Below are 20017 nucleotides of genomic sequence, written 5' to 3'. Positions count from 1 at the left end.
GGTCTCTGACGGAACTACCGTCGAAGGATCGAACCCGCGATCACCTATTCGGCGGAGGGCAGCTCATGACAACGATCGTGACAAAGGCTGGCGTAGTCCGCGCCCGCCACATGGGTCGCGGTCCCGAGCTGGTGGACCGGCTGAATGCCTGGGTATCTGAAGGCATCATCACCGAGGCGCAGGCTCGACGGATCGAAGCACACGAGAGCCGCTCGGGCCACCCGGCAGGCGACCCCGCGAGACCGTCGCTGCTCCCGGAGGCACTTGGCTACCTCGGCGGAGTAGTGGTGCTCGTCGCCGCGGCATTGCTCGCCGGCCAGCTCTGGGCGGACCTCACCCTCGTCTCGCGACTTCTTTTGGTCGGTACCGCAGCGGCGGCCCTGCTGACAGCCGGCGCCGCGGTGCCGAAGCGCGCAGGCCAAGCCGGACGCCGCCTGCGGGGCGTGTTGTGGGCGGGCGCCGTCCTGGCGTGGGCGGGTTTCCTCGGTGTCGTGGCCGCCGACGGCTGGGCGATGAGCGAGAACCACGCAGCTCTCGTCACCACCCTCGGGGCCGCGGTGCCGGCGATTGTCCTGTGGCTGCGGAGCCCGACGTTGGCCCAGCACCTGGTCGCCATCCTCACGGTGGCGGCAGCCGCCGCGACAACGGTCGTCCAGGTCGACGACACCGGTCGGCTCCCCGGCCTCGGTGTGTGGGCGGTTGGCATCGTGTGGCTCGTTCTCTCGTGGGGCCAGGTGATCCGGCCGGCGCGCGCCGGCATGGCGCTGGGGCTGACGGCCGCAGTCCTGGGTGGATGGCTGAGCATGTCGACCGATGCTGGGTCAGGCCTAGCGCTGCTCACAGCGACCGGCGCGATCGCCGTGGGTCTGCTGCTGCGCGACCTGCTGCTCGTAGCCATCGGAGCGCTGGGCCTGTTGCTGGCACTTCCGACCGCCGTAGCGCGCTGGTTCGATGGCTCGGTTGCCGCTCCTTTGGCGCTCCTTGGCGCCGGCGTCCTGCTCATCGTGGGCGCGTTGTCGATAGCGAGGGGTCACGAGGACCGCGAGCACCGCAGTCGCGTCCCGCATGCCGTGGAATCGCCCCTCGTGGCCATCGCGCTGTCCGCAGCAGTCGTTGTCGTGATCCTGATGGTGGTCGGGGTGGTCGCGTCATGACTGCTTTCACCGGCTCCGCAAGCCCTGTCCTGACATTCCTCGGCGCTTCGGGGACGGTGACCGGCAGCAGGTTCCTCGTCGAGCGTGGGGAGGAGGCCCTCCTCGTCGACGCCGGCCTTTACCAGGGCCCGTCCAGCCTGCGGCGACGCAACTGGGAGCCGCCACCGTTCGATCCCGGCGCACTGGAAGGGATCGTGCTGACGCACGCCCACCTCGACCACTGCGGATACCTGCCCTGCCTGGTGCGCGACGGGTTCACCGGTGACGTCCTGTGCACCCAGGAGACCGCGGACCTCGCCGGCATCGTGCTCAGGGACAGCGCACACCTGCAGGAGGAGGAGGCACGCTATGCGAACCAGGCGGGCTGGTCTCGGCACCGTCCGGCGCTGCCGTTGTACTCCGCCGGGGACGTCGAGCGCGCCCTGCCGCACCTCAGGGACGTCGCCTACGGTGCCTCGCACCAGATCAGTGCCGCACTCGCGGTCACGCTCGACCCGGCCGGACACATCCTCGGCTCCGCGACGGCGACCATCGACGTGGGCGACCGTCGCGTCGCGTTCAGCGGGGACCTCGGGCGGACCGGCCACCCCCTGCTGCGGCCTCCGGGTCCTCCGGTCGCAGCCGCGGCTCTCGTGGTGGAGTCGACGTACGGCGACCGCCTCCATCCGCCGCCCAACCCCGACCTGCTCCGCGACGCGATCCGCCGGACGGTTGCCCGCGGTGGCGTCGTACTGGTCCCGGCTTTCGCGGTCGACCGCACCGAGCTGGTGCTGCTGGAGCTGCAGCGGCTGGAGGAGACTGGTGCCATCCCGAGGGTGCCGATCTACGTCGACAGCCCTATGGCGCTCGATGCCCTCGGTGTCTACCTCCGCGCGTTGCACCAGGGCTCGCCTCAGCTCAGGGGGGACCGGTGCGGAGCGCTCGACGACCTCGAGCGGCTCGACCTGCACGCGGTGCGCGATGCCACAGCTTCGCGGCGCCTGAACGCACCTGACTCTCCCTGCATCATCGTGTCGGCGTCGGGCATGGCCACGGGCGGTCGCGTCGTCCACCACCTCGCCCACCAGCTGCCAGACGAACGCAACTGCGTCGTGCTGACCGGCTACCAGGCCCCGGGCACACGCGGTCGCCAGCTCCTTGACGGCGCACGCCACGTCAAGCTGCACGGGCGCTACACGCCGGTGCGGGCCGAGGTGGTGGACATCCCTGACTTCTCCGTCCACGCGGATGCCGACGAGCTCGTGGCTTGGGTGGCCTCGGCGCAGGCACTGCCACGGATGGTGTACGTCGTCCACGGCGAGCCGGACGCCTCGGAGTCGCTCGCACGTCGAATCGAGGACGAGCTGGGCATCTGCGCCGTCGCTCCGCGGCTCGGTGAACGAGTCCGGCTCGACTGAAGGGCTCCGCAACCGGCAGAGGTGACCACATGCAATCAGCAGTTCCGTCGTCCGATCGGCTGATGCGGGCGTGGTCCGTGCGCGCGCCTGGCGCGCTGGGGTCTCGTCCGTTGCGACTGGGGGAGCGCCCGGTCCCGGTGCCATTTCCAGACGAGGTGCTCGTCGAGGTCACGGCCTGCGGGCTGTGCCGGACCGACCTCCACCTGGCCGAGGGTGACCTTGCGCCCCGTCGCCCGGACACGGTGCCTGGCCACCAGGTCGTCGGACGGGTCGTCGCGACCGGGGGTGCGGCCCGACGGTTCCGAGTCGGGGACCGGGTGGGGGTCGCCTGGTTGCGACGTACCTGTGGGTCGTGCCGCTGGTGCCGCAACGGCGCCGAGAACCTCTGTCCCGGTTCGACCTACACGGGGTGGGACGCCGACGGCGGGTTCGCCGAGTACACCGTCGTTCCGGAGGCGTTCGCCTACCGGTCGCCGGCCTCGATGTCGGACCTCGAGGTGGCGCCGTTGCTGTGCGCAGGCATCATCGGCTACCGCGCTCTCGTCCGCGCGGCCGTCCCTCCGGCGGGGCGCCTGGGCATCTACGGGTTCGGCTCGAGCGCGCACATAACCGCGCAGGTCGCGATGGCGGCCGGGGTCGAGGTGTTCGTGATGACCAGGGGCGAGAGCGGCCAGTCGCTGGCCAGGAGCCTCGGCGCGACCTGGGTCGGCGGGGTCACCGACCAGCCGCCGTCCCCTCTCGACTCCGCCATCATCTTCGCGCCCGCCGGCGAGCTGGTGCCCGTCGCGCTCGAGGCGCTGGACCGGGGCGGCACGCTCGCGCTTGCCGGGATCTACATGAGCGCGGTACCGGAGCTGGACTACCCGCGCCACCTGTTCCAGGAGCGCACGATCCAGTCGGTCACCGCGAACACCCGGGCCGACGGTGAGGCACTGCTGCGCATCGCCACCCGGGTGCCGTTGGACGTCCACGTCACCGAGTACGGCTTCGGCCAGGTCGACAGCGCGCTCGCGGACCTCGCCGCGGACCGTGTGTCCGGCTCCGTCGTGATCACGGGGTTTCGCCCGCACGAGCCGGACCCGCGGTGATCGCACCGAATCAGAGCTCGAAGACGATTCGCACAGTCACCACGGAGGTCCCCTTCACGACCGTGCGGAAGATCGGCAGGTCCATCGGGCTTTACGCCTTCCAAGGGCAAGCCCACGCAGAGGAGGCGGTGCCGCCTCGCAGCGACGCGGCCGGCTCGAACACCGGTGGCATGACGGGGCTTGATCGGCGGGTCGTCGGGTGGCGTGGATGTCGGTGTGGCACAACCTGCTGGTCTCGATCCGGACGAGGACCGCGCCGGGTCCCGGAGTGGGGACGGGGGCGATTCTCCACGGAGAGGAGAGCGGTGAACTGGTGGACGACTGCGGCTTTCATCGGTCTCCTCCGAAGATTGGAGGTGGACAGTGGCTGTGTCAGGAGGCGGCGCGCGCGAGCCGCGGCTGGTGCGTGCGGGCGATGCGCTCGACGAGGCGGTGGCGCACGAGCTCCTCGCACAGCGCCATCCGGTCCGCCGCGCTGGGGTGGTATGACGACAGCAGCCGGTCGATGCGAACCACCGCGGCCAGTACTTGGCCTGCGGGGACTGCGCCGGCGTACTCGACCATCAGGCGGTCCGTGAGTTCACGGCGGACCTGGCGGCGGGTTCGTTCAGCTTCCACAGCTGCCTCCTTCATTCTTTCCCAGCCTGTCGGGCGGAAGTGCGGGGGAGCAGGGCCGAAGGTCCCGGCATGGCAGGGTCACGCGACCTGCGCGCGGAGATCGCGCCGGGCGAGCGGAAGCACGACGGCCAGTGCGGGCACGACCCAGAGGAGGGTCCACCACCCGAAGAGGACAAGGAGGAGGTGGAAGACGATGACGCCGGCCCAGCCGAACCGCGCGGCGCGACCGCCCACGAGGAGTGCCGTCCCGAGCGTCGCCTCCCCGGCCATCAGCAGCAGGCCGTAGATCGCCGGACGGGCCATGAACACCTCGGATTATCCGTCGCGCACGAAGGCGAAGAGCCCCCCGTCCGCGAAGCCGCGGTAGGTCTCGGCATCGGCGGCGACGATCCCGAGGTGGACCCCAGCCATCATCAGGTAGAACCCACCCACGACCGACCTTCCAACACGCGACCGGTCGCGACCTGTCGGCCGTGCGGAGGAGGTGGAGTTGTGCAGGACGGGATGGGATGTGGCGCTCATGGTGTGACGCCTTCCTTGCGAGAGAGCTGGCGGACCGCCGCGATGGCGGGGATGGCGAAGAGGACGCTGGCGCTGGCCGTGAGGATCAAGGTGGGCACCGAGGCATGCGGGTCGTCGCGGGCGACCATCACTGCGGCCATGGCTGCCACCGACGGCGGCACCATGGTGAACCAGCCGATCAGCGCGTAGTAGGCGTGCTGGCCGAGCCGGCGACGACTGTAGAGAGCTCCGGCCGCGAGGAGCGTGACCGGTACGACGACGCCGAGGTCGAGCAGGAATATCGACCAGTAGAAGGCGGGTGAGTCGCCGAACTCCTCCGGGATGCGATCGCCGCTCAGGGCCCCGGTCACGGTCGTGGAGTAACGCAACAGCACGAATACCGCGAGGAAGACCAGCCAGGCGGTCCCGTTGCGTCGGCGCCGTCTTCCGACGGCCGGCAGCCGCACCTCGGCCGCACGCACCCAGCACCAGACGGTCACGATGCCGGACACAGAGGCGATGGCGAGCTGGAAGAGGACGGTCGCTGAGTATCGGTCGTACAGCGGCCCGACGACGTACTGCGCGAACATGTAGGCCGTGTACGCGCTGGGGCCGATCGCGAGGAGCGGCGCCAACGGCCGCTCCCGGATCGCAAACACTCCTGCCGTCACGGCGACCGGCACCACGAGGAGGACGGTCACCAGCTCCAGGCCGAGCAGCTGGTTGAGCATGGACTCCGTGATCGGATAGTCGATCCATCCGATGACGAGCGGACCAGCGAGGGTGTTGACGACCAGGGCTGCCGAAAGGACGAGTAGCGCTGCTCCCAGCGGCCGGAGAGAGCGGGACCGCTCGGCGAACCCGGCTGCGGGCGCGTCGGAGACGTGCATCGGTAGGTCAGCCATGGATCCAGCGTGGGTCCGCTGAGGGGCCGGCGGTACGGGCGGATTTCCCTCCTGCACAGGACCTCCGGCCCGCTGCCGAAGGCGCCACGGCCCTTCCGCCAGTCCTACCAGGAGGTCACGATCGAGTCAGCACCATGTGGTGCGACACCCGAGAGGAGCAGTCCAATGATGTGGGACGACAGGCAGGACGTCAGCAGCTGGCCAGCGATGCTGCTCATCATGCCCCTTCTCTGGACTCTCTTGGCCGTCGGGCTGGTCCTCATGGTGCGTTGGCTCCGAGGCTCGAGCGACTTGCCGTCGGATCCTCGGCGACCGCCTCGCCCGAGGCGAGATCGACGTGGAGGAGTACCGCCAGCTCCGGGATGCCCTCACCGAGCGGCGTCCGGTCAGTAGCCCTCGCTGAGAACAGTGCACTGATGGCACCACGTGAAGGCGTCGTTTCCGCCCTCGCCACCCGTCGGCTGAACGACGCCCTCTGCATGCTCGCGTCCTTGGGAGCCGGTCGACAGGGGCACGCGCCGTAACGGGCTTAGGCCTAGCCCTCTCGGGACCTTCGACCCTGCTGGGAAGCGACGCAACGGCGGCACGATCGAGTTGTGATCCGTTATGTCCACTCCTTCAGCTCCTTCGGCACTCCCGACCGCCTCTTGCTCGGCGGCAAGGGGGCCGACCTCGCACAGATGGTCCAGCTGGGACTTCCTGTCCCGCCAGGCTTCACCATCACCACTGAAGCCTGTCGGCACTACCTGGAGAACGGCGCAGAGCCGCCAGGCCTTCAGCGCGAGGTCTCCCGCGACCTCGCGCTGCTCGAGGAACAGGTGGGCCACCGGCTCGGCGACATCGCGAACCCGCTGCTGCTCGCCGTGCGATCGGGTGCCGCCACCTCGATGCCCGGTATGATGGACACCGTCCTCGACATCGGCCTGAACGACCGAACGGTGGTTGGCCTGGCGGCGGTCACGGGGGACGAGCGCTTCGCGCTCGACTGCTACCGGCGGCTGCTTCAGATGTTCGGCGAGACGGTCTTCGGCATCCCGGACGACCTCTTCGCCGGAGTGCTCGACGCGGTGAAGGCTGAGCGCGGTGTCGAGCAGGACCTCGAGCTGGACGCGGACGCCGTGCGTGTGGTCGTGGAGCGCAACAAGGCGCTGTACGACCAGCACGCCGGCCGGCCGATGCCCCAGGATCCCCAAGAGCAGCTGAGCCTCGCCGTCGACGCCGTGTTTCGCTCGTGGCACAGCGACCGAGCCGCCCTCTACCGCCGCCGGAACGGGATCTCCGACGACCTCGGCACAGCGGTCAACGTCCAGGTCATGGTCTTCGGCAACCGTGGGCCGCGGTCCGGCTCGGGAGTGGCCTTCACCCGCGATCCCGCCACCGGCGACCTCGGTGACTACGGCGAGTACCTCCCGACTGCCCAGGGTGAGGACGTGGTCTCCGGGGTCCGGACGGCCGTCCCGCTCGCACATCTCCGCGACATCGACCTGGCGTCGTACCGGCGTCTGCGATCGGTGATGGGCACGCTCGAACGCCACTACCGCGACATGTGCGACATCGAGTTCACCATCGAGGAGGGCCGGCTCTGGATCCTGCAGACCCGGGTCGGCAAGCGCAGTCCAGCGGCGGCGTTCCGGATCGCCGCGGATCTCGTCGAGGAAGGATGGATCACGCGCGACGAGGCGCTGCTGCGTGTTACGGGCGAGCAGCTCACCCAGCTGATGTTTCCCCGGTTCGAGGCCCCCGATGGTCGGAAGGAGCTGGCGGTGGGACTCGCCGCATCGCCCGGGGCAGCCGTCGGTCGGGTCGTCCTCGACTCGGCGACCGCCGTCGAATGGGCAGGGCGCGGCGAGGACGTGATCCTGGTCCGCAAGGAGACCAGGCCCGAGGACCTGGCCGGGATGGTCGCGGCCAAGGGGGTGCTCACCAGCCGCGGGGGCCGGACGTCGCATGCAGCTGTCGTTGCGCGCGCGATGGGACTGCCGTGTGTCTGCGGAGCGGGCGCACTCGAGATCGATCTCGACAAGCGGCAGGTCTCCGTGGGCGCTGGCCGAACCATCGCCGAGGGCGACGTGATCTCCCTCGACGGCGCCAGCGGCGGGGTGTTCCTCGGCGCTCGGCGGACCGTCGACTCGGAGGTGGTCCAATGGCTCGAAGGCGGTCTCCGTGACGGCGAGCTTATCTCCGCCGTCGCAGGCCTGCTCGATCACGCCGACGCCGTACGCCGTCTCCGGATCCGCGCGAACGCCGACACCCACGAGGACGCCGCCCGGGCCATGCGCTTCGGCGCGGAGGGGATCGGGCTGTGCCGCACGGAGCACATGTTCCTGGGCGACCGCCGCACGTATCTCCAGCGCGTCATCCTCGCCGCCGACGAGCACGAGCGTACGTCGGCGCTCGCACAGCTGCTGAGACTCCAGCGTGGCGACTTCGAGAGCCTACTGGCTGAGACGGACGGACAGGTCACGGCGATCCGGCTGCTCGATGCTCCGCTCCACGAGTTCCTGCCCGACCTCACCCAGATGGCGGTCCGCGTGGCTCTCGCTGAGAAGCGCGGCGGTGCCACGCGGCTGGACCGTCGGCGCCTCGCCGACGCGCAACGGGTGCACGAGGAGAACCCGATGACAGGGCTCCGTGGCGTGCGGCTCGGCATCGTGCACCCCGACCTCGTACGGACCCAGGCGCTCGCGCTCTTCGAGGCAGCCGCCGACGTCCGTGACCGCGGTGGTCGAGTGGACCTGGAGCTGATGGTCCCTCTCGTGAGCACCGCGGCAGAGCTCGAGTTCGTGCAGACGCTGGTCATGGAGGTCGCCGAGGACGTCGCCCGCCGCCGTGGTGACGTGGACTTCCGGTTCGGCACGATGGTCGAGACCCCGCGTGCTGCCCTCACCGCCGGTCAGCTGGCGCGATCTGCCGAGTTCTTGTCCTTCGGCACCAACGACCTGACGCAGCTCACGTGGGGGTTCTCCCGCGACGACGTGGAGAGGTCCGTCCTGCCCCGGTACCTGGACGCCGGCGTGCTGCGGCAGTCACCCTTCGCATCGATCGATGTCGACGGCGTGGGGAGCCTGGTGAAGAGCGCGGTTGAGCAGGCGCGCGCTGTCCGTCCGGAGATCGCGGCAGGCGTCTGCGGTGAGCACGGGGGAGACCCGGCTTCGATCCACTTCTTCGACGGGATCGGCATCGACTACGTGTCGTGCTCCCCGTTCCGGATCCCCGTTGCCCGGCTCGAAGCGGGTCGTGCGGCCCTGCTGCACCGAAGCGAGCCGGCCGCGATCGGGTCACGGCTACAGGCCGAAGTCGGCACGAAGACCGATTCCAGGAGCGTCACAGCTGACACCACACGCGATGCCGACACCGTCGGCGCGAGGAGATGAGAACCATGCGCGTCAAGGACGTGATGAGCCCCCGACCCGTCACGGTGACCACCGACACCACCGTCGGCACGGCGATCCGGCTGTTGGCTGGCCACGGGGTGACCGCGCTCCCCGTGGTCGACCCGACAGCACGGATCGTCGGCATCGTGAGCGAGGCCGACCTGATCCTCGGCCGGATCCAGCCCGACCCGCTGCTCGGCAGCGCGCCGGGTCCGTTCGCTCGCCGGAACAGGACGCGCGCCGGAGACCTGGTTGAGGACGTGATGAGTCGTCCGATCGTGGTCGTGCACCCGGAGACCGACCTGGAGGAGGTGGAGCGCATCGTGACCGCGACCGGCGTCAAGAGCCTGCCTGTGGTTGACGCGGCCGACCAGGTCGTGGGCGTGGTGAGCCGCAGCGACGTCGTGCGTGCGCTCGCCCGGGACGACGAGTCGCTGGAGCAGGACATCGCCGATGCGCTGGCCCTCGCGGGCCTGTCGCGCTACCGAGTGGAGGTCCGCAACGGAGTGGTCCAGCTCCGCACCGCCGGGACCCGGGACCGGGCGGAGCTCGTCCGGGCCCTCGACATGGTGACCGCGACGCCGGGCGTCACCGCTGTCCACGCCTGCTGAGGGTTGACATCGTGGTTGTCGTCACGAGCTGGAGGTCGACCTCATGACAGACGCTCTCGATGAGCGGTTGCACACGCTGGACGCCTGGTGGCGTGCAGCGAATTACGTGAGCGTCGGGCAGATCTACCTGCTCGACAACCCCTTGCTCCGGCGGCCGCTCGAGCCCACGGACATCAAGCCCCGACTGCTGGGCCACTGGGGAACCACGCCCGGCCTCAACCTGGTGTGGACCCACCTGAACCGGCTGATCCGCGAGCGCGACGTGAACGCGATCGTCCTCGCCGGCCCTGGCCACGGCGGACCGGTTGCGGTCGCCAATGCCTGGCTTGAGGGCGTCTACTCCGCGGTGTACCCGCAGATCGGGCAGGACGAGGAGGGGCTGCGGCGGCTGTTCCGGCAGTTCTCCTTCCCTGGCGGAGTGCCCAGCCACGTGGCTCCGGAGACACCGGGATCGATCCATGAGGGTGGCGAGCTCGGGTACGTCCTGTCCCATGCTTACGGCGCGGTCCTGGACAACCCGGACCTGGTCGCCGTGGCCGTGATCGGTGACGGCGAGTTCGAGACCGGGCCGCTGGCCGCGTCATGGCACGCCAACAAGTTCGTCGACCCGACGCATGACGGCGCGGTGCTCCCGGTCCTTCACCTCAACGGTTACAAGATCGCTAACCCGACCATCCCTGCGCGGATCCCGCGGGAGGAGCTTGAGTCGCTGCTGCGTGGCTACGGTCACGAGGTGCTCACCGTCGAGGGCGATGACCCGATGGACGTGCACCGGCAGATGCTCGTCGCCATGGACGCCGCCCACGACCGGATCCGCGAGATCCAGCGCCTCGCGCGCGAGGAGGGTGACGTCGTACGACGGCCCTGGCCGATGATCCTGATGGTCACCCCGAAGGGGTGGACGGGGCCGGGCATGGTGGACGGCCAGCAGGTCGAGGGCACGTGGCGTGCCCACCAGGTGCCGCTGGCCGGCACCCGCGACGACGACGGGCACCGGAAGCTCCTCGAGGAGTGGATGCGTTCCTACGGTCCGGAGGAGCTGTTCGACCAGGATGGCCGCCCGGTGGCGGCACTCCTCGAGATCGCCCCGAGCGGTCCGCGCCGGACCAGCGCCAATCCGCATGCGAACGGCGGTGTGCTGCGCAATCCCCTGGACCTTCCGCATTTCTCCGGGGCAGCGGTGGAGGTAGCCGAGCCGGGAGGCTCGATCCATGAGCCGACCCGTGTGCTCGGCACCTACCTGGCCGAGGTGATGCGCCGCAACGCCGACAACTTCCGGCTCTTCGGGCCCGACGAGACGGCCTCGAACCGGCTGGACGCGGTCTATGAGGTGACCGACAAGGTCTTCGGTGCCGAGATCCTCGAGTCCGACGAGCACCTGGCGCACACCGGACGGGTCATGGAGATCCTGTCCGAGCACACCTGCCAGGGCTGGCTGGAGGGCTACCTGCTCACCGGTCGCCACGGCCTGTTCAGCTGCTACGAGGCGTTCATCCACCTCGTCGACTCGATGCTCAACCAGCACGCGAAGTGGCTGAAGACCACGCGCACCCTGGAGTGGAGACCGCCGATCGCGTCCCTCAACTACCTGCTGACCTCTCACGTGTGGCGGCAGGACCACAACGGGTTCTCTCACCAGGATCCCGGCTTCATCGACCACGTGGTCAACAAGAAGGCGGAGGTGGTGCGTGTCTACCTCCCGCCGGACACGAACACGTTGCTCTCCACGATGCAGCACTGCCTTGCGAGCATGCACTACGTCAACGTCGTGGTCGCGGGCAAGCAGCCGTCGTACGACTGGCTCGACGCCGAGCAGGCGGACCTGCACTGCGCTCGTGGACTGGGGATCTGGGAGTGGGCCTCGACCGGCGGCCCGGAGCCGGACGTGGTTCTCGCATGCGCCGGAGACGTGCCGACTCTGGAGTCACTGGCCGCCGCAGCACTGCTGCGCGAGCACCTGCCCGACCTGGCCGTGCGGTTCGTGAACGTGGTCGACCTGATGCGCCTGCAGGACGAGCGCGCCCACCCACACGGCTTGTCAGACCGCGCGTTCGATGCGGTTTTCACGACCGACAAGCCGGTCGTCTTCGCCTACCACGGCTACCCGTGGTTGATCCACCGGTTGACCTACCGCCGCACCAACCACGACAACATCCACGTCCGCGGCTACCTGGAGGAGGGGACGACGACGACCCCCTTCGACATGGTGATGATGAACGACCTGGACCGCTACCACCTGGTGATGGACGTCATCGACCGCGTGCCCGGCCTCGGCCAGCGGGCGGCGGGTGTCCGCCAGTTCATGGAGGACACCCGGCGACGCGCTCGCGCGTGGACGCGCGAGCACGGTGAGGACCTGCCCGAGGTGCAGCAGTGGCGCTGGCCGGGCTCAGCCGCCGGCTAGGGCGGCGACCTTCCGAGCGATGGCCAGCTCCTCGTTCGTGGGTACGACGAGCACCGTGACCCGCGACGACGATCCGCTGATCACGGCAGGGCCTGCTCCGGCGGCGCGGTTGCGCTCGGTGTCCACCTCGATGCCGAGCCGGTCCAGTCGGGCCAGCGCGTCCTCGCGCACCCGTGGCACGTTCTCGCCGACACCGCCGGTGAAGACGACGACGTCGGCGCCGTCGAGCACGGCGAGGTAGGCGCCGACGTACTTGCGAATCCGGTGGCAGTAGACGTCGTACGCAAGGCGTGCCCGGTCGTCGCCGCCATCGATCGCGGCGACGAGGTCACGGAAGTCGCTCGCCCCGGCGATGCCCTGCAGCCCGCTGCGATGGTGCAGCAGGTCGTCCAGCCGGTCGACGTCGTAGCCGCCGTGTCGCAGTAGGTGGAGGAGGACCCCAGGATCGAGATCGCCCCCGCGGGTTCCCATCACCAGGCCCTCCAGCGGTGTCAGCCCCATGCTCGTCTCGACCGGCCGGCCGGCCCGTACGGCGGCGGCAGACGCCCCGTTGCCTAGGTGGAGCGTGATCTGGTTGAGGGCCGTCGGGTCGCGATCGAGGAGCTCTGCAGCTCGCCCGGCGACGTACTCGTGACTGATGCCGTGCATGCCGAACCGGCGAATGCCCTCGGCCGCGGCGACATCATGATCGATCGCGTAGGTCGTCGCTACCGCAGGAAGGTCGCTGAAGAAGGCCGTGTCGAAGACGGCGACGTGGGGCACACGTGGGTAGGCGGTGCGGGCGCGCCGAATGCCTTCGACGGCGGGCGGGTTGTGCAGCGGCGCGAGCCGACCTAGTGCCTCCAGATCGCCGACGATCGCGTCGTCAATGACGGTCGGCACTCTGTGGAGGTCACCGCCATGGACCACGCGATGGCCGACCGCAGTGAGGTGGTCGGCGAGGCCGGCGGCCTCGACGGCAGTGACGACATCGTTCACGGCGGCGTCCCAGCCGTCGGCACCGACACGCTCGACGTGGTCACCGCGCACCTCTTCCCCCGAGGGCAGGCGCACGACCTGGTACTTGAGCGAGGACGAGCCAGCGTTGAGGACCAAGACCACGTCGGATCGGGTCATGGTGCGACCCTATGGCGTCGTGATCAGGCGGCGTTGTCGAGCTCGTCGCGGCAGGCGTCGCCGATCATCTGGCCCCAGCGCTCGGCGTGCGCCTCCTCGCCGGCGCTAAGCGGCCCCCGGGTGTCCTCGACGAGGAAGGCGACGGGCTTGCGGAGGAGCCGAAAGCCCCTGCGCCTCAGCAGGCGCGCGGCGGTGAGGCCGGCCGCCAGCGGAAGGCGACGGACCTCCGCGACGCGGGTGTCGAAGACCGCTATCAGCGGGGTGCCGAACCGCTCGGGGTTGATCGTCGCGATCCACTCCCGGGCGCCGATCCCGGCCCGCTCCGCTGGCGCACCCTGACGAACGGCATCGGCGCGGGTCGCCGGCCTGCTCAGCGAGAATGCATGGGTCGGTGCATCCAGCACCACCAGGTCCACGTCGAACGGTCCCGTGGACGCCAGGGACGTCACGGGCACGCTGTGGGCTTCGAATCCGGCCTTCTGCAGGCCCTTGACGATTGCCTCGGCGGCGTGCGCGGTGTTGTCGAACATCGACTCGTACGCGACCAGCGCCTGAAGCTCTGCGGTGCTCATGATTCGTCCCCAGGTGGTTCTGGCACCACCGCGACGGTCGTGTGCGCACGCTCGACGACGGCAGTCGAGATGGAGCCCGTGACCAGACGACTGAGGGAGTTGACCGGATGCCGACCGACGACTACCAGGTCCCACTTGTCACCGCGGCCGACGAGGACCTCGTCGACGAGGCCGTGGGCGACCCGACGGGTCACACGGACGTCCGGGTACTTCTCCGCGAAGCCAGCGACCGACTCGGCGAGGAGGACCTGCAGCTCGTCGACGTCGGTCGGGTCGAGGTCCTCGACGGGCACGGTGCGCAGGCCGGCGACGGCGGCGACCACGTCCCAGATGCAATGGACCACTGTGAGTGGCATTCCGTGGATCGACGCCTGCTCGAAGGCGAACTCGAGGACGGGAAGCGACTCTCGCGTTCCGTCGGCTCCGACGAGGACGCCTTGGCCGCCGTCCTCGCCCCGGCGCGGCCGGCACACAACCACCGGGCATGACGCGAGTTTGGTGACCGCTGTGCTGACGGACCCGAGCAGCATGCTTCGCAGGGTCCCGCGGCCGCGGGAACCCATGACGAGCAAATGGGCCTGCCGCGAGAGGTCCACGAGCACGGGGCGCGGATCACCGACGGCGGTGATCGTCCGTGCTTCGACGTCCGGACGGGCCTCGCGGATCAGTCGCGTGACCTCGTCCTTGACGTCGTGCGATTGTCCCTCGTCTGCCGTGACTGCGACCAGGGGACGGTTCTCGAGGCGCGCCTGTTCGGCCGCCCAGTGCAGGGCGCGTTCGGCGTGCTTCGAACCGTCGACGGCGACGACGATGCTGCCCGGTTGGATGTAGTGGCTCATGGCTCCAGCGTGCTCGCTCGATCGCGCTGAGGTAACGGGCTGAGATCCCGACTTGGAGGGACCTTCGGCCCCTGTCACCGGTGCCTGCCGGGCCGGAGGGGCGAAGGGGTCGACGATCCGCCTGCGCTGGTGCGAGCTCGCCGGCCGCCCGGATCGGTACGGGGTGGGACTGCTAGGCCGAGGTTCCGGTGCGCAGGGTGTGGGGCTGAGATCCGCCGACTCGCAGGTACCAAGTGTCAGGCGGGTTTTGCCTCAGGTACTACCGCCACGGTCGTCCGGACCTGCTCCATCACCGAGGTGGCGATCGAGCCGGCCACGAGGCGGGGGATGGAGTCGACGGGGTGGCGCCCCACCACGATCAGTCCCCACCGCGGTGAGCCGGCGGAAAGGCACTCGGCGGCGAACCCGTGGGCCAACTGGAGTTCGACTCGGACCTCCGGGAATTTCTCGGCGAGGCCGGCGATGGTCTCGGAGAGCAGCATGCGCTGCTCCTCGAGCCCAGGCTCAGTGGCAGGGGCCAAGGCGGGCCCGTGCACCGCCGCTACTGAGTCCCACATGCAGTGGAGCACAGTCACTGGGGCGCCGCGGAGCGACGCCTGCCGAAAGGCGAACTCGACCACCGGGCCCGACTCCGCCGTGCCGTCGGCGCCTACGAGCACGCCGGCGTCGTGCGTGCCCAGGCCATCCGGCCGGCAGACGACCACTGGGCAGGCAGCCTGGCGGCTGACGGTCGCACTGACCGAGCCCAGGATCTTGCTCCGGACCGTGCCGCGGCCGCGGGACCCGAGGACGATGAGGTAGACGCGCGCGGAGAGGTCCACCAGGACCTCGCGGGCATCCCCCAACGTGACGTGGGCTCCGACCTCGAGACCGGGCCGAAGCCGACGTGCCGTGTCGACGGCGTCCATCGCGACCTCCTTCCCGAAGGCAAGGAGGTCGTCGTCGGCGTAGGCATACACCGCCCCGACGCCGGACAGCGTGATGCCCCGGACGTTGGCCGCAGTCGTCGCACCGGCGGCGACCGCGGTGACGACAACGAGAGGTCGACGCTCGAGGTGCGCCTGCTCCGCGGCCCACTGGAGGGCGCGGTCGGAGTCGTCGGAGCCGTCCACGCCGACAATGATGCTGGAAGGACTGATGTGATCGCTCATGGCTCCAGCGTGCGCCCTAGGGGTCGCGGGCGAGTACGGTCGGAGGGCCCTCATCCAGCGGGACCTTCGACTCCGCCCCCGGATACTTGACGACGACTGTGCGGTCGACGAGGGCGCCAGCTCACGACCGCGGTTCATGCGGACCGCGGTCCGGCGCCGCTACATCAACGCAGGATGTCGCTAACGGGTCGCCGAGGCGTGCGAGGCAGGTCGCTGCGACCCATCGCCTGCCACCCGATCCGCAGCAGCAGATGAGGGACGAAAGAGTTGTCGAGCACCTCGTCGCGGATCTCGCGGCGGGTGGAGTCGATTTCGATCGGCTGGCTCATCGGCACCACGGACAGGCCGGCACGTGTGGCTTCGAGCCAGAGCGCGCTGAGTGCTTCGCCGGTTCGCAACCAGCTGCCGACGTCGTCCGCGTCGCTGCCCAGGACGATCAGCCCGTCTCCGCCGGCGATCGCCATGCGGGCGTCCTCGAGCAGGCCGGGGCCGAATCGGGAGCGCGCCCGGAGCGGGTCTGAAGCGGCCGGAAGGACGGCGAGCGGGATCCCGTCGGAGGTTCGCCTGCCGACCCACGAATCCTGTTCACGCAGCCGTCTCCCGTCGAGCTCTCCTTCGGTGACGGCGCGATTCACGACTACTTCCAGGCGGAACTTCGCTGCCGCGTCGGTGATCGCGACGGCGTGTGTCCGCCACTCCTCAGTAATCCGGCACAGGGCCTGCAGCCGTTCGGTCGGCATGGGCCAGGCAGTGAAGCGTCGGCGGTCCGTGCACCGCTGACGTAGCACTTCCACAGCCTCAGGTGAAACCATCGGATGTGCACTCCGGCCCAGGGCCACCCGGGCCAGAAGACTTTCGTCGTTTGTCAGCGGAAGCCGTGAAACTGCCGTCTCCCAGCCGAGGGCATGTGCCGCGAACTGCAGGTGGTGCAACGCGGCGCCACAGCTGATCGCCAGGTTGCGCCCGCTGGGGTCCTCCGCGGGCAGGTGCCGGGCAAAGTCAGCGTGGAGGTCGACTCCGGTCGGGCTGCGGCGCCAGATCCAGGGTTGGGTGTTGTGCACGCTGGGGGCGTGGCGGGCCAGCTCGACGAGCCGCTCCACCACTGCCGTCGTCGGGGCTTCGTCGCGATTCGCGGTCCTCTTGGTCGTCATTTCGTCACACCTGTCCCTTCCGATCCAGAGTCGGCTGTCCAGCCGCGGTGGGGCAGAGTCGAAGGTCCCTTGCTTCGCGGGTCGATCCGCCCTGACGCGTAGGCGGTCGGGGGCTACGGTGGATGTGTGACCGAGGCAGAAGAGACGGCGCCGGTCCGCGAGACCGGTGACGAGATCAGGGTCTATCTCCTGGATGACCACGAGATGATACGGCGGGGCATCCGCGGTCTCTTGGAGGCTGAGGACGACATCGTGGTCGTCGGCGAGTCAGGATCGGCAGCGGAGGCGGCCCGGCGCATACCGGCGCTGCGCCCACACGTCGCGATCCTGGACGGTCGCCTCCCTGACGGTTCCGGAATCGACGTGTGCCGCGACGTGCGATCGCAGGATCCGAGCATCGCTGCCCTCATCCTCACCTCATACGACGATGACGACGCCCTTTTCGCCGCCATCATGGCCGGCGCGGCCGGGTACGTGCTCAAGCAGGTGCGCGGCCACGCCCTCGTCGACATGGTCCGCCGGGTCGCCGCGGGTCAGTCGACCCTCGATCCCTCGGTGACCGCGCAGGTGCTCGAGCGGATCCGGACCGGACCGCCGGTCAACAAGGAGCTCGAGGCGCTCACCGACCAGGAGCAGCGCATCCTCGAACTGATCGGCAAAGGTCTCACCAACCGCGAGATCGCCCGGGAGACTCATCTGGCCGAGAAGACCGTGAAGAACTACGTCTCCTCGCTTCTGGCCAAGCTCGGCATGTCGAGCCGGACCCAGGCAGCGATCTTCGCGGTCAAGCATGGCGACCCGAAGGGCGACTGAGCGCTTCAGGTAGGAAGCACACGTCGGCCGGTCACCGAGCGCACCTCGATGCGCAGCCCGAGTATCCGCCGTCCGCTCGCCCATGGGGTGACTCCGCTGCTCGTCCGCTCCTCCCGTCGGCACCGGCCCCGGAGGAGCACGCTCCACCCCGCACGGTGCTCCTCATCCAGGTCATCGACCTCGAAGACCACTTCCCGGTCTGGACATTCGCGGGCGAGCGCGGAGTAGGGAGTCGTGCGCATCACGACTTCCCGCCCGTCGACAAGGAAGTTCACGGGGAGCACGCTGACTCCCTCAGTGCCGATCCAGGCAACTCGTCCAACGGGTCGGGACCGGATCTGCTCCCAGCACTCGTCCTGGGTCAGCTCAACGAGCCTTCCCCGCTTCTCGTCCGCCGCGTCCATCGCGCACCTCCTTGACCTCGATGCTCTTCTCGCAGGCCATGGACGAACAGGTGCATGGGTCCTGCAGGCGGGGGACTTTCGACCCATCGCCCCACGTGCGCTGTTAGCGTGGTGCGACGGGGACTACGCGGCAGGAGTAGGGGATGGACGCGACGGGATCCGGCGAGAGGGACGAAGCCCACCAGGTGCCAGGGCTCGACGAGGTCGAGTTCGAGGAGCTGGTCCGCGCGGTGCTCGACCGGATGCACGGCGCGCTGGACCAGCAGGCGCGATTGCAGCTGCTGCTCGATGCGGTCGTCGCGATCTCGGCAGATCTGAGCCTCGACGGTGTGCTGTCGAGGATCGTCGCCATCGCGACCAGCCTGGCCGATGCCCGCTATGCCGCCCTGGGCGTTCTCAGCGCAGGACGCCAACGCCGCCTGCGGACCTTCGTCCACCACGGGATCTCCGACGACGTAGCTGCGACGATCGGCGACCTGCCCACGGGTCATGGACTACTCGGCCTGATCATCGACCGCCCGGAGCCCCTGCGATTGCACGACATCGCAGAGCACCCGTCGTCGTACGGCTTCCCTCCTGAGCATCCGCCGATGAGGTCCTTCCTGGGGGTGCCCGTTCGGATCCGGGACCGGGTGTTCGGCAACCTGTACCTCACCGAGAAGGTGGGTGGGGGCGACTTCACTGCCGAGGACGAGGAGGTCGTGGTCGCACTCGCGGCCGCGGCGGGTGTCGCCATCGAGAACGCCCGCCTCTACGAGGAGGCGAGGACCCGGGAGGAGTGGGGGACAGCGACGGCGGGTGTGGTCGCGCTCCTATCGAACCCGAAGCGCGGTAACGACTCGATGCAGACCATCGCCGACCTTGCGTGCCAAGTGGCCGGTGCCGATGTTGTGTGGACCGTCGCTGGCCATGACGAGGACCACGTCGAGGTCACTGCGATCTCTGGCGCACAGCTCAGCGGCGCCGACCTGACTGCGCTTTCGGTCGCTGACCCGATGGCGCGGCTGGTGCTCGAGAAGAGCGAGCCAGCGTCGGTCGAGGACGTTGCCGAGTTGGACGGCGGTGGCGAGGTCCTGCAACTGCCCGGGCTGCCAGACGTCGGCCCGCTGCTCGCCGTCCCGCTGAACCCGTCCGCCCGTGCCAAGGGCGCGTTGACCCTCGCGTGGCGGCGGTCCAACGAGGACCGGTACTACACGGTGGACACGCAGCTCGCTGCCAGCTTCGCCGAGCAGGCCGCGCTCGCCCTCCAGCTGGGCGAGGCACGGGACGACCAGCGCCGTCTGGCAGTCCTCGAGGACCGCGATCGGATCGGCCGAGACCTCCACGACCTGGTCATCCAGCGTCTCTTCGTGGTAGGCCTCGGCCTGGAGGGTGCCGCGCGACTAACCGATCGCCCGGAAGTGGCCGCGCGCGTCGAACAGGCGGTGGACGACCTGGATGCCACGATCAAGGACATCCGGCGCGCGATCTTCGGCCTGGGCTCGGCCGAGCAGTCCAACGACATCCAGGGAGAGGTCACCCGGCTGGTCGAGCGGGCGGCCTCGACACTGAAGTTCCGCCCAAGTTTGCGGTTCGAGGGACCGGTCCGTTCGCTCATCAGCTCCGATGTCACCCCAGACCTGCTGGCTGTGCTCGCTGAGGCGCTGTCCAATGCGAGCCGTCACGCCGAGGCCACAGCGGTCGAGGTGGTGCTCGCCGCTGCGGACCTGATCTCGCTCAGCGTCCGCGACGACGGGCGGGGCATGGGCCCCGACGTGGTCGAAAGCGGCTTGGCCAACATCCGTGCCCGCGCCGAGCAACGCGGAGGAACACTGACAATCGAGTCCGCGCCGGGTGCCGGCACCGCGCTTTTCTGGTCGATCCCCCGCGGATGAACAGGCTACGTACCTCCCGGGATCTTGTGGTCGCGCGCCTGTCGC

At 69.5% G+C, this 20017-nt stretch carries 18 protein-coding genes; 8 read left to right on the top strand and 10 right to left on the bottom strand.

Features of this window, described 5'->3' with window-relative positions; translation table 11 throughout:
* Positions 1 to 65 precede the first annotated feature (65 nt).
* The 3 genes from E7Z54_RS06295 to E7Z54_RS06285 are packed head-to-tail and all read left to right on the top strand — an operon-like array spanning position 66 to position 3639.
* Positions 66 to 1154, top strand: a complete 1089-nt coding sequence (locus tag E7Z54_RS06295) for a DUF2157 domain-containing protein (protein ID WP_136432151.1) — start codon at positions 66 to 68, stop codon at positions 1152 to 1154.
* Positions 1151 to 2551, top strand: a complete 1401-nt coding sequence (locus tag E7Z54_RS06290; protein ID WP_136432150.1) for an MBL fold metallo-hydrolase RNA specificity domain-containing protein — start codon at positions 1151 to 1153, stop codon at positions 2549 to 2551. The genes E7Z54_RS06295 and E7Z54_RS06290 overlap by 4 nt, the downstream gene beginning before the upstream one ends.
* Positions 2552 to 2580: 29 nt before the next feature.
* Positions 2581 to 3639, top strand: coding sequence for a zinc-dependent alcohol dehydrogenase family protein (locus E7Z54_RS06285; RefSeq protein ID WP_346763533.1), 1059 nt, complete (start codon positions 2581 to 2583; stop codon positions 3637 to 3639).
* Positions 3640 to 4011: 372 nt separating this feature from the next.
* On the opposite strand, the gene E7Z54_RS06280 is transcribed toward E7Z54_RS06285, so the two are convergent.
* The 4 genes from E7Z54_RS06280 to E7Z54_RS06265 form a co-directional block, all read right to left on the bottom strand.
* The gene (locus E7Z54_RS06280; RefSeq protein ID WP_136432148.1) at positions 4012 to 4257 is read right to left on the bottom strand and encodes a hypothetical protein; all 246 of its coding nucleotides are present in this window, start codon (positions 4255 to 4257) and stop codon (positions 4012 to 4014) included.
* A 78-nt stretch (positions 4258 to 4335) separates the two neighbouring features.
* Positions 4336 to 4560, bottom strand: a complete 225-nt coding sequence (locus E7Z54_RS06275; RefSeq protein ID WP_136432147.1) for a hypothetical protein — start codon at positions 4558 to 4560, stop codon at positions 4336 to 4338.
* 12 nt (positions 4561 to 4572) lie between these two features.
* Positions 4573 to 4779, bottom strand: a complete 207-nt coding sequence (locus tag E7Z54_RS06270) for a hypothetical protein (protein ID WP_136432146.1) — start codon at positions 4777 to 4779, stop codon at positions 4573 to 4575.
* Positions 4776 to 5663, bottom strand: coding sequence for a hypothetical protein (locus E7Z54_RS06265; protein ID WP_136432145.1), 888 nt, complete (start codon positions 5661 to 5663; stop codon positions 4776 to 4778). Before E7Z54_RS06265 ends, E7Z54_RS06270 begins: the two co-directional genes overlap by 4 nt.
* A gap of 596 nt (positions 5664 to 6259) precedes the next feature.
* Here E7Z54_RS06265 and ppdK point away from each other — a divergent pair.
* Genes ppdK through E7Z54_RS06245 form a run of 3 tightly spaced genes read left to right on the top strand, consistent with a single transcriptional unit; the run spans position 6260 to position 12052 of the window.
* Entirely contained in the window at positions 6260 to 9037 is a 2778-nt protein-coding gene (gene ppdK / locus E7Z54_RS06255) for a pyruvate, phosphate dikinase (RefSeq protein ID WP_136432144.1), read from the top strand.
* A 5-nt stretch (positions 9038 to 9042) separates the two neighbouring features.
* Positions 9043 to 9648 (top strand): CBS domain-containing protein, encoded by a 606-nt coding sequence (locus E7Z54_RS06250; protein ID WP_168798197.1) that lies wholly within the window; start codon positions 9043 to 9045, stop codon positions 9646 to 9648.
* A 43-nt stretch (positions 9649 to 9691) separates the two neighbouring features.
* A complete protein-coding gene (locus tag E7Z54_RS06245; RefSeq protein WP_136432142.1) occupies positions 9692 to 12052 on the top strand; it encodes a phosphoketolase family protein in 2361 nt (786 codons plus the stop codon).
* Here the strand turns inward: E7Z54_RS06245 and E7Z54_RS06240 are convergent.
* The 5 genes from E7Z54_RS06240 to E7Z54_RS06220 all read right to left on the bottom strand — a co-directional run bounded on the left by E7Z54_RS06240 (position 12038) and on the right by E7Z54_RS06220 (position 17082).
* On the bottom strand, positions 12038 to 13168 hold the full coding sequence (locus tag E7Z54_RS06240; RefSeq protein ID WP_136432141.1) for an acetate/propionate family kinase: 1131 nt from the start codon (positions 13166 to 13168) through the stop codon (positions 12038 to 12040). The genes E7Z54_RS06245 and E7Z54_RS06240 overlap by 15 nt on opposite strands.
* Positions 13169 to 13191: 23 nt before the next feature.
* Positions 13192 to 13740 carry a flavodoxin/nitric oxide synthase gene (locus tag E7Z54_RS06235; RefSeq protein ID WP_136432140.1) on the bottom strand — a complete coding sequence of 183 codons (549 nt, stop codon included), beginning with the start codon at positions 13738 to 13740 and terminating at the stop codon, positions 13192 to 13194.
* A complete protein-coding gene (locus E7Z54_RS06230; protein ID WP_136432139.1) occupies positions 13737 to 14579 on the bottom strand; it encodes a universal stress protein in 843 nt (280 codons plus the stop codon). Before E7Z54_RS06230 ends, E7Z54_RS06235 begins: the two co-directional genes overlap by 4 nt.
* Before the next feature lie 236 nt (positions 14580 to 14815).
* Positions 14816 to 15730, bottom strand: a complete 915-nt coding sequence (locus E7Z54_RS06225) for a universal stress protein (RefSeq protein ID WP_168798196.1) — start codon at positions 15728 to 15730, stop codon at positions 14816 to 14818.
* Between the two features lie 164 nt (positions 15731 to 15894).
* Positions 15895 to 17082, bottom strand: coding sequence for an Acg family FMN-binding oxidoreductase (locus E7Z54_RS06220; RefSeq protein WP_136432137.1), 1188 nt, complete (start codon positions 17080 to 17082; stop codon positions 15895 to 15897).
* Positions 17083 to 17085: 3 nt separating this feature from the next.
* On the opposite strand from E7Z54_RS06220, the gene E7Z54_RS06215 reads away from it, so the two are divergent.
* On the top strand, positions 17086 to 17694 hold the full coding sequence (locus E7Z54_RS06215) for a response regulator (RefSeq protein ID WP_136432136.1): 609 nt from the start codon (positions 17086 to 17088) through the stop codon (positions 17692 to 17694).
* Between the two features lie 5 nt (positions 17695 to 17699).
* On the opposite strand, the gene E7Z54_RS06210 is transcribed toward E7Z54_RS06215, so the two are convergent.
* Entirely contained in the window at positions 17700 to 18098 is a 399-nt protein-coding gene (locus E7Z54_RS06210; protein WP_168798195.1) for a pyridoxamine 5'-phosphate oxidase family protein, read from the bottom strand.
* A gap of 143 nt (positions 18099 to 18241) precedes the next feature.
* Here E7Z54_RS06210 and E7Z54_RS06205 point away from each other — a divergent pair, with 143 nt between their 5' ends.
* Positions 18242 to 19972 (top strand): sensor histidine kinase, encoded by a 1731-nt coding sequence (locus E7Z54_RS06205; RefSeq protein WP_136432134.1) that lies wholly within the window; start codon positions 18242 to 18244, stop codon positions 19970 to 19972.
* The last annotated feature ends 45 nt before the right edge of the window (positions 19973 to 20017 follow it).

Source organism: Nocardioides sp., assembly GCF_004803405.1.
Lineage (GTDB): Bacteria > Actinomycetota > Actinomycetes > Propionibacteriales > Nocardioidaceae > Nocardioides > Nocardioides vastitatis.
This window is presented reverse-complemented; position numbering and strand designations above follow the sequence as displayed.